Below are 10,096 nucleotides of genomic sequence, written 5' to 3'. Positions count from 1 at the left end.
AGCTACTGAAAATCTAACTTTAAAACTAAATATCTTCAAACAATTGAGCGAAGTTTGCGATCACAATACGATTTTAGCAACCAATACTTCTTCCATTTCAATTACACAAATAGCAGCTTCAGTAGTACATCCAGAAAGAGTTATAGGTATGCACTTTATGAATCCTGTGCCAATTATGAAATTAGTCGAAATCATTCGTGGTTACAATACAACCAACGAAGTGACTAAAACCATTATGGATTTATCTGTAAAACTAGGAAAAATACCTACTGAAGTAAATGATTATCCAGGTTTTGTAGCCAATAGAATTTTGATGCCAATGATAAACGAGGCTATCGAAACATTATACAACAAAGTGGCTGGTGTTCAAGAAATTGATACCGTAATGAAACTAGGAATGGGTCATCCCATGGGACCATTACAATTAGCTGATTTTATTGGTCTTGATGTTTGTTTGGCAATCTTAAATGTCATGTACGACGGTTTCAAAAATCCTAAATATGCACCTTGTCCGTTATTAGTAAATATGGTGATGGCTGGAAAATTAGGAGCAAAATCTGGCGAAGGTTTTTATGATTATGCCGAAAGCAAAAAAGCAGAAAAAGTTTCAAAACAATTCTCATAATTAACAATGGATAATTGATAATTGATAGTTAACATTATCAATTATCAACTGTCAATTATCAATTGAATTAATGGCAAAAATAATTCCATTCAAAGCCGTTCGTCCTTCCGCCGATAAAGTAGGATTGGTCACTTGCAGAACTTATGACGATTATAATTCGGCAGAGCTTGCTGCTTGGTTAAGTTATAATCCGTACTCGTTTTTGCATGTTATTCATCCTGCATTTGCAAATGCTCAGAGAATTACGATTGACAAGCGTTTCAAGAGTGTGGCACATAAATACCAAGATTTTAAAGACGAACAAATATTAATTAAAGAAGAAACTCCCGTTTTTTATTTATATGAAATTCAAACAAAATCGAATATTTTTTCGGGAATTATCGCAGGAACTTCGGTAGATGATTACAAAAATAATGTGATTAAAAAACATGAAGATACTTTACAGTTTCGAGTAGAACTGATAAAAGATTACATGAAATATACGGATTTTAATGCCGAACCAGTTCTGATAACCTATCCCGATAGTGTCGAAATAAACACTTATATTTCTTTACGCAAAAAAAGCAAACCACTTTACGAATTTGCTACAACAACAAAGGAAAAACACACGCTTTGGAAAATTGATACGCAAAGCGAAATAGATTGGTTACAAAATCATTTCGAAAACATACCCAATCTTTATATTGCTGATGGTCACCATCGATCTTCTGCTGCCGAATTATTATTAGACGAAAATAAAGACACCAAGAACGAAAATCTTAAGTATTTTATGAGTTTTCTTATTGCCGAAAGCAACGTCAAAATATACGAATTTAATAGAATTGTTAGAGATTTAAATGGTTTTACTAAAGATGATTTTATTGCGAGAATTTCTCAGCATTTCAACATCGAAAACAAAAATCAAGAGCTGTGGAAACCGCAAAACAAATACGAATTCGGAATGTATCTTGATGGTCATTTTTATGCTTTATTTTACAAACAAGAGAATATTCACAAATCAGAACGCTTCGAAATCGAAAACTTAGACGCACAAATTTTGTACGATACCATTTTGCATCCACTTTTGGGTTTAGAAGATTTAAGAAACGACGAACGCATCGATTATGTTTCAGGAAAACAATCTATTTCTATTATCAAAGATTTAATCGACGAAGGAGAGTTTAAAGTTGGATTTATGCTTTATCCTTCGGATATTTCTGAAATAAAAGCTCTAGCAGACCATAACCTAATCATGCCTCCAAAAAGTACTTACATCGAACCGAAATTTAGAAGTGGTTTAGTGGTTTATGAACTTTAGATTTAAAAAATTTAGAATTGAAAGATTAAAAAACTTTAGAATTACACACAATTTTGTCTTTCCGAGGAACGAGGAACCTCAAAAGAATCAACTGAGATTCCTCGTTCCTCGTAATGGCAAAAAAATATAAAAACAATGACAATAACTCAAAACCTACATAAAATAAAATCCTCACTTCCAAAAGAAGTAACGCTAGTTGCGGTCTCTAAAACCAAGCCAATTCCTGATTTGATGGAAGCTTACGAAGCAGGTCAGCGTATTTTTGGAGAAAACAAAATCCAAGAAATGACAGATAAGTGGGAAGCAATGCCAAAAGATATCGAGTGGCACATGATAGGTCATGTTCAAAGCAATAAAGTAAAATTTATGGCGGAATATGTAAGTTTAATTCATGGAGTTGATAGCTTAAAATTACTAGAAGAAATAAACAAGCAAGCCAAAAAACACAACAAAATTATCGATTGTTTGCTACAAATATACATTGCCGAAGAAGAAACAAAATTTGGTTTAGATGAAAATGAGTTGGATGAATTATTAGCTTCAAGCGAATTCAAATCATTAAAAAATATCCGAATTGTAGGACTCATGGGAATGGCAACATTTACCGGAAATCAAGCCCAAATTAAAAAAGAATTTAACCATTTAAAATCAATTTTTGATAATTTAAAATCAATTGCCAATTGTCAATTATCAATTCTTTCTATGGGAATGTCAGGCGACTACAAACTCGCAATCGAATGCGGAAGTACGATGGTTCGAATAGGAAGTAGTATCTTTGGAGGAAGGACTTAATATATAATATAATTTTGTCATTTCGACGAAGGAGAAATCACATAAGCTTATAATTAGATTTCTCCTTCGTCGAAATGACAAAAAATAATAAAAAAAAATAGTTGTACGCAATTTTAGACATAGAAACCACAGGAGGACAATTCAACGAGGAAGGAATTACTGAAATCGCCATCTATAAATTTGATGGTCACGAAATCGTAGATCAATTTATTAGTTTAGTGAATCCCGAAATACCAATTCAGCCGTTTGTAGTAAAACTTACTGGGATAAATAACGCTATGTTGGTTTCTGCTCCCAAGTTTCACGAAGTAGCCAAACGCATTGTCGAAATTACGCAAGACTGTGTCCTTGTTGCACACAACACCGTTTTCGATTACCGAATTCTTCGTACAGAATTTCGTCGTTTGGGTTACGATTTTCAGGCAAAAACACTTTGCACGGTCGAATTGGCTAAAATCCTAATTCCAGAGCAACCATCTTATAGTTTAGGAAAATTAGTTCGAGCACTAGGAATCCCAATGACTGATAGACATCGTGCCGAAGGAGATGCACTGGCAACAGTCAAATTATTTAAAATGTTGTTAGACAAAGATTTGGAAAAAGTCATTGTCAAAGAGCAAATTAAAACCGAAATTACCAAAGGAATTGCGCCTAAATTATTCAATATTATCGAAGCTTTGCCCAACAAAACGGGAGTTTATTATATTCACAAAGAAAATGGAAATATCATTTTTATTGGCAAAAGCAGAAATATTAAGAAAAGAGTCAACCAGCATTTTACAGGAATTACAAAAAGTGCGATGAAAATTCAACAAGAAGTTTTTACTGTTACTTACGAAGAAACTGGAAGCGAACTTGTTGCGTTGCTAAAAGAAACCGAAGAAATAAAAAGAAACCGACCTATTTACAACAGAATGTCGCCCAAAAGTCATTTTCCAGTAGCCATTTATTCCGAAACAGATGAAAATGGTTATCTGAATCTAAAACTGCAAAAAGCCGACGGTCGTAAAAAGGAAATCACAGCTTACACAAGCCTTCAGGAAGGAAAAAACATCTTGTTCAGAATCAGTTCCTACTACAATTTATGTCAAAAACTAACAGGTTTATACGAAACGAAAGCTGAATGTTTTCAGCACAAAATAAACGAGTGTGATGGTGCTTGTATAGGAAAAATTACGCCCGAAGAATACAACAAACGCGTACAAGAATTTATAACAAAAAGCAGCTTCGAAAGTCAAAGTATGGTCATTGTCGACAAAGGCCGAACAATCAGCGAACGCAGTGCCGTTCTCATAGAAAATGGTGTGTATAAAGGCTATGCTTTCTACGATTTAAACTATCAAATAAGCAATATTCAAATATTAAAAAACCTCATTACGCCAATGCCTAACAACCGTGACACTCGAAATATTATACAAGGTTATTTGCGAAAAAATAAAGTGATGAAAATCGTAAAATTTTAATATATGGTCGAACCTAATAAAGATTCTAAATTTCCATTAGAAAATTATAACAAACTATGTTTTTTAAAGAATATTATTAAAAATCCTAACATTATTGTAGGAGAATATACTTATTATGACGATCATGATGATGTTTTAAATTTTGAAAAAAATGTTAAATATCATTTTGATTTCAACAATGATAAACTAATAATAGGTAAGTTTTGCATGATTGCTTCTGGAGTTTCATTTATCATGAATGGTGCAAATCATTTGGTTGATTCTATTAGCTCTTATCCTTTTGCCATTTTCGGAAATGGTTGGAAAGATGCTATGAATGATAAATCATATCCAAACAAAGGAAACACAATCATTGGAAATGATGTTTGGATTGGTCATAATGTTACAATTATGCCAGGAATTTCAATCGGAGATGGTGCTATTATTGCAACAAATTCAACAGTAGCATCAAACGTTGAACCCTATACCATTGTTGGAGGAGGAAACCCAGCAAAATTAATTCGCAATCGTTTTGAAGAAGAAGTTACAAAACAATTATTAGAAATAAAATGGTGGGATTGGGAAATTGAAAAAATAAATAAAAATGTTTCATTATTAACAAGTAATGATTTTCAAAAACTTAAAAGTTTAATATAAATTGAACTACTTAATAACCATAATCGGACCAACTGCTATAGGAAAAACAGCGTTAAGCATCGCTTTGGCAAAACAATATGGTTGCGATATTATTTCGTGCGATAGCCGACAGTTTTTCAAAGAAATGCGAATAGGAACAGCTGTTCCCCGTGACGAAGAATTAAGTCAAGTAACACATCATTTTATCCAAAACAAAACCATTTTTGAAGAATATACAGTTGGTGATTTCGAAAAAGAAACTATTTTAAAACTAGACGAGTTATTTAGTAAAAACAATATTCAAATAATGGTCGGTGGTTCCGGATTATATGTAGATGCAGTTTTAAAAGGCTTCGATACTTTCCCAAATATTGAACCTGGAATTCGTGAAGAAATTCAAAAAAAATATGACGAAAATGGTATCGAATATTTACAACAAAAACTTCAAGAGTTAGATTTAGACTATTACACTAAAATCCTTTCCGAAAATCCGCAAACATTACAAAATCCCCAACGTATGATGCGTTTTGTAGAAGTTTGCATAGGAACAAAAAAACCTTACTCTTCGTTCTTAAACAAAGACAAAAACGCCAGAAACTTCACTCCTATTATCATTGGTTTAGAAGCCGACAGAGAAATAATCTACGACCGAATTAACCAGCGTGTAGATATCATGATAAACGAAGGTTTGCTAGCTGAAGCCGAAAAACTATATCCAAATAAAGAATTAAACGCTTTGCAAACTGTTGGTTACAGAGAATTATTTAGTTTTTTTGATGGAGATTTTTCTTTAGACTTTGCTATTGAAGAAATTAAAAAAAATACCAGACGGTTTTCTAAACGCCAACTCACTTGGTTCAAACGAACAGAAAATACTATTTGGTTTGATTATAAAACAGATGTTTCTAAGATAATTGAAAATATCAATTTAATGATAAAGTCCTAGCCCAGATGGAAACGGAAATCCTTTTGCTAAGCCTTTTTGGCGAGCAAAAGATTGAAGTGTACAGCTGGAAATAGCTCCTAATAAAAAAAGCTTCGATTTCTCGAAGCTTTTCTTTTTTTATGCTGGGTTTTTTATGGCTAATCTAAATCCTTCGCCATGAATATTAATGATTTCGACACCATCATCTGGTTTTAGGTATTTACGTAGTTTTGCTATGTAAACATCCATACTTCTTGAGGTAAAGTAGTTGTCGTCTCTCCAAATTTTTGTTAATGCTAATTCTCTTGGCATTAAATCATTTTCGTGAAGTGCTAACATTTTGAGCAATTCGTTTTCTTTTGGCGATAATTTTATAGTTTCTTGTCCTGGAAAGTTTAAGAAACGCAATTTTGAGTTTAAATCGAATTTACCTATTTTGAATTCGAATTTTGCTACATCATTTTTTGTTTCTGAGGCTTTACGTTGAATAATGGCACGAATTTTCATAAGTAAAACTTCTGAATCGAATGGTTTATTCAAATAATCGTCTGCTCCAACTTTATAACCCTTAAGCACATCTTCTTTCATAGACTTTGCTGTAAGGAAAACGATAGGCACATCTTTATTTTTTTCACGTATTTCTTTAGCTAATGTGTAACCGTCTTTATAAGGCATCATAACGTCTAGAATACACAAATCGAAGTTGTCTTTCTTGAATTTTTCGAAACCTTCCATTCCATTTTTGGCTAAAGTAACCTCAAAATCATTCATTGCAAGATAATCGCGAAGTATAGATCCGAAATTTGGATCATCTTCTACTAATAATATTTTTTTGTTCGTTTCCATAATTTAATAAATTAAGGGTAGTTTGATTATAAATGTACTTCCTTTTCCTTTTTCGCTTTCTACCATTACATCTCCGTGATGGTCATCGACTATTCGTTTTACGTAGGCTAAGCCTAATCCGTGTCCTTTTACGTTGTGTATATCTCCTGTGTGCTCTCTATAAAATTTGTCAAAAATTTTCTTTTGAGATACTTTGCTTATTCCTAATCCTTGATCTTTTATTTTAATAATGATAAAATTCTTAATATTCTCTGATGTTACATCTATAATTGGTGCTTCGGGCGAATATTTTATTGCATTTTCTAATATATTGACTAATACATTCGTAAAATGAACGTCATTTAATAACACATTTGTTTGATCTGCTTTTAGATTTACATTTATTATTCCCTGACGATCTTCAACAATTAAACTTACGTGTTCTACTGCGTCTTCTATAATATCATTTATATTATAAGCTTCTTTTGTAATATCGAGTTCTCGTTTCTCTAATTTAGAAATTTGTAACACGTTTTCTACTTGAGCATGCATTCGTTTGTTCTCATCCTTTATCATTTGCAGGTATCGAAAAACTTTTTCTTTATCATCTATGATTTTAGGATTCTTTATGGCGTCTAATGCTAAATTTATAGTAGCAATAGGTGTTTTGAATTCATGAGTCATATTGTTTATAAAATCAGTTTTTATTTGAGAAATATGACGTTGCTTATTTAATTGATTCAATGCTGTATAATAAGCAACTGTAATAATCGCTGTAAATAAAAATGCTAACAATGCAATTCCTATTAAATCGGAAATCAAAAACTGCTTTTTTTGTGGAAAACTAACTAATAATTGGTATTTACTTACACCATCATTATCTGTAAAAACAGGAATGTCATACGTATTCTTCTTATCATACTTGAATTTTTCCGATTTTACTTTTGTTGCTAAACCATTACTATAAATCCCAAATTCAAATTGCGTTTTTATTCCATAACCATCTAATTCTTTAACTAACAAATTGTACAATTGTTTATTTGAAACTCTTTGTGTTATAGATCGTGTTGCAGCAATATCTTTGAAATAAATTTCATATTGTACTTTATCTAGTATTTCCATTCGTCCAGATTTTTCGATCTTTTCGCTTGGTACGGCTTGATTTTGCAAATTAGAATTATCGAAGGAATTTTTGTTATATACTTCGGTAACTCGTTTGGAAACAAAATTTTTGAGTTTTGTTGAATCATTATTTTTATCAAAGAACGATGACGAAATAGAATAATCCTCAGGAATTATACTATTGGAATATATAATTGTTTCGTTTGTGATTCCGTTTTTTTCAACATAAAAAAACTTTAAAAGTTCGCTTTGCTGCGGAATTTTACCAATACTATCTTTAAGCTTGTTAAATCGACTTAAAAAAATATAGGTTTCTTCTTCTTGTAGTTTTTTTGAAACATTTCCAACAACTTGCTTCACTTGGTATTTAAACTGTTCTTCTTTATTTTTGAAAGACGCATTTATCAAATAACCTTGCACAACAATAATTCCTAGTAAGGAAATAGTCATTAAAAAAACTACAATACGAAACAACATTTTATTCATTACTACAAATTTAACATTTTAACATTTGAATCCTAAAAATATTAACCAAACATTAACAATTTAACTTAATAATGCAGATTTTTCAATTTTTTAAGAATTTCTTGAAATTGAATTTTAGTTTCAATAATACTTTCATTTTCAATAACGTAGTCACTTTTTGAGATTTTCTGACTATCGCTCCACTGATTTTTTATTCTGTTCAAAACTTCTTCTTTAGTACAATTATCCCTTTCTATTACTCGTTTTACACGAGTTTCTTCTGAAGCTATAACGGTAATAATTTTGTCACAATACTTATAACTTCCACTTTCAAAAAGAATAGCTGCTTCTTTTATAACAAAAGGAGATTTTTGTTTTTTTACCCAGTCATCAAAATGTTTTTTTACCAATGGATGAATGATACTATTAAGATTTTTTAGCTTTTCTGGATTATTAAAAACAATTTCAGACAATTTTTTTTTATCTATTTGATTGTTTTCAATAACTTCTTGACCAAAACATTGTTCAATTTCAGCAATTGTTTCTGGTAAAAGCATTATTTTTTTTGCTTCATCATCAGCAATATATACAGGAATTCCTTCGGCTTCAAAAAGTCTTGCAATGGTTGTTTTTCCACTTCCTATTCCGCCAGTTAAACCAATTATTTTTGTCATTTTATACTTTAAAAAATAATTCAGGAAATGCTTCTTGAGGTTTTTTCTTTAGAATGTTGATTTTAAAAAATGATTCTATAAAACCCAATCCATATCCGAAAAACTGTTTCCAAATTGCTATTATAGAAAGATAACCAACATAAACATTTTTATTTTGAATAGACGAAACTATAAAAATTAGCACCGTATAAACAAAATACAATTGTAAAATAATATCGCTATTAAAGAAAAAACCAATAATTCCTATAAGTAAACCCAATACAAAAAGTGAAGGCAAAAAGAAGGTTGGTTTTGCATATTCTGGATACCAGTAATTAAGAATTGGTCTTGCTTTACCAAATTTATTTACTTGAGTATAAAATTTTTCCCAATCGATTCTTCGTTTGTGGTATACAAATGCAGATTGAATTAATTTGGTTTCGAAACCTAATTTCCACAAACGAATACTTAAATCTGGATCTTCGCCTGGGTGAATGTTTGAAAAACCTTTTGATGCTTGAAATGCTTTTCTTGAGATTCCCATATTGAAACTTCGTGGCTGAAATTTCTCTATTTTCTCTGAAGCTCCACGTATTCCGCCTGTTGTAATTACAGAAGTCATTGTGAAGTTTATCGCTTTTTGTACTGGCGAAAAACTAGGCAACATGGCATCTGGACCACCATAACAATCTACATATTTATGATTTAAACTTTTAGCAACTTCTGTCAAATAATTTTCAGGAATAATACAATCTGAATCCAAAATAATAAAATAATCTGATTTAGATTGACTCATTCCAAAATTACGTGAATCACCAGGCCCTGAATTGTATTTCAGGTAATACGTAATAGCTAATTTATTTTTGTATTTATCTACAATGTGTTCGCAAGGAATTGTTGAACCGTCTTCAACAATAATAATATCAAAAGGTTCTTTATAGGTTTGTTTGGTTAAACTTTCTAAAAGCTCCTCGATTTCATCTGGACGATTGTAAACTGGAATAATAAACGAAAAATTCATTGATAAAAAATTTTGACAAAGGTACATTTTTAACAAAAAAAGTCGTCCCGAAAGATGACTTTTTTAACATTAAAATTATTTTTTTTTATTCTTTTACAACTTTCAATGTTTTAACTAAACCATCTACAGTCACTTTTACTAAATAAGTTCCGTTAGCTAGGTTAGACATATCTATTTTAGATTGTGTTGCATTTATTGTTTTAGTCATTACTTCTTGACCTAATAAATTATGTACAGACACATTAGAAATTTCTTTAGTATAAGATAAATTTAATACATCTTTTACAGGATTA

General features: G+C 31.0%; 11 protein-coding genes. 6 read left to right on the top strand and 5 right to left on the bottom strand.

The features are described 5' to 3' along the window. The 6 genes from ACHZC3_RS07810 to miaA all read left to right on the top strand — a co-directional run. On the top strand, positions 1-625 hold a 625-nt coding region (locus ACHZC3_RS07810), incomplete at its 5' end, for a 3-hydroxyacyl-CoA dehydrogenase family protein (protein WP_394759302.1). Between the two features lie 70 nt (positions 626-695). Continuing rightward, positions 696-1,922: a DUF1015 domain-containing protein gene (locus ACHZC3_RS07805; protein WP_394759301.1), complete on the top strand. Its 1,227-nt coding sequence runs from the start codon at positions 696-698 to the stop codon at positions 1,920-1,922. 135 nt (positions 1,923-2,057) lie between these two features. Continuing rightward, positions 2,058-2,714, top strand: coding sequence for a YggS family pyridoxal phosphate-dependent enzyme (locus ACHZC3_RS07800; RefSeq protein WP_394759300.1), 657 nt, complete (start codon positions 2,058-2,060; stop codon positions 2,712-2,714). A gap of 101 nt (positions 2,715-2,815) precedes the next feature. Then, positions 2,816-4,177 (top strand): exonuclease domain-containing protein, encoded by a 1,362-nt coding sequence (locus ACHZC3_RS07795; RefSeq protein ID WP_394759299.1) that lies wholly within the window; start codon positions 2,816-2,818, stop codon positions 4,175-4,177. Between the two features lie 3 nt (positions 4,178-4,180). Beyond that, positions 4,181-4,813 (top strand): CatB-related O-acetyltransferase, encoded by a 633-nt coding sequence (locus ACHZC3_RS07790; protein WP_394759298.1) that lies wholly within the window; start codon positions 4,181-4,183, stop codon positions 4,811-4,813. 1 nt (position 4,814) lies between these two features. Further along, entirely contained in the window at positions 4,815-5,738 is a 924-nt protein-coding gene (gene miaA / locus ACHZC3_RS07785) for a tRNA (adenosine(37)-N6)-dimethylallyltransferase MiaA (protein WP_394759297.1), read from the top strand. A 117-nt stretch (positions 5,739-5,855) separates the two neighbouring features. Here miaA and ACHZC3_RS07780 read toward each other — a convergent pair whose 3' ends face one another. From ACHZC3_RS07780 to ACHZC3_RS07760, 5 genes are all read right to left on the bottom strand, one after another. Beyond that, a complete protein-coding gene (locus tag ACHZC3_RS07780) occupies positions 5,856-6,563 on the bottom strand; it encodes a response regulator transcription factor (RefSeq protein ID WP_394759296.1) in 708 nt (235 codons plus the stop codon). A 3-nt stretch (positions 6,564-6,566) separates the two neighbouring features. Continuing rightward, entirely contained in the window at positions 6,567-8,150 is a 1,584-nt protein-coding gene (locus ACHZC3_RS07775; RefSeq protein WP_394759295.1) for a sensor histidine kinase, read from the bottom strand. Positions 8,151-8,215: 65 nt separating this feature from the next. Further along, positions 8,216-8,803 (bottom strand): dephospho-CoA kinase, encoded by a 588-nt coding sequence (gene coaE / locus ACHZC3_RS07770; RefSeq protein ID WP_394759294.1) that lies wholly within the window; start codon positions 8,801-8,803, stop codon positions 8,216-8,218. Position 8,804: 1 nt separating this feature from the next. After that, a complete protein-coding gene (locus tag ACHZC3_RS07765) occupies positions 8,805-9,803 on the bottom strand; it encodes a glycosyltransferase (protein WP_394759293.1) in 999 nt (332 codons plus the stop codon). Positions 9,804-9,888: 85 nt separating this feature from the next. Further along, the coding region (locus tag ACHZC3_RS07760) for a T9SS type A sorting domain-containing protein (RefSeq protein ID WP_394759292.1) at positions 9,889-10,096 on the bottom strand (208 nt) is incomplete at its 5' end.

It is taken from the genome of Flavobacterium sp., assembly GCF_043720215.1.
Lineage (GTDB): Bacteria > Bacteroidota > Bacteroidia > Flavobacteriales > Flavobacteriaceae > Flavobacterium.
This window is presented reverse-complemented; position numbering and strand designations above follow the sequence as displayed.

Coding starts and splice junctions, on each gene's coding strand:
- ACHZC3_RS07780 (WP_394759296.1), bottom strand. CDS start 6,563: ATGGAAACGAACAAAAAAATATTATTAGTAGAAGATGATCCAAATTTC.
- ACHZC3_RS07800 (WP_394759300.1), top strand. CDS start 2,058: ATGACAATAACTCAAAACCTACATAAAATAAAATCCTCACTTCCAAAA.
- ACHZC3_RS07765 (WP_394759293.1), bottom strand. CDS start 9,803: ATGAATTTTTCGTTTATTATTCCAGTTTACAATCGTCCAGATGAAATC.
- coaE (WP_394759294.1), bottom strand. CDS start 8,803: ATGACAAAAATAATTGGTTTAACTGGCGGAATAGGAAGTGGAAAAACA.
- ACHZC3_RS07790 (WP_394759298.1), top strand. CDS start 4,181: ATGGTCGAACCTAATAAAGATTCTAAATTTCCATTAGAAAATTATAAC.
- ACHZC3_RS07775 (WP_394759295.1), bottom strand. CDS start 8,150: ATGAATAAAATGTTGTTTCGTATTGTAGTTTTTTTAATGACTATTTCC.
- ACHZC3_RS07805 (WP_394759301.1), top strand. CDS start 696: ATGGCAAAAATAATTCCATTCAAAGCCGTTCGTCCTTCCGCCGATAAA.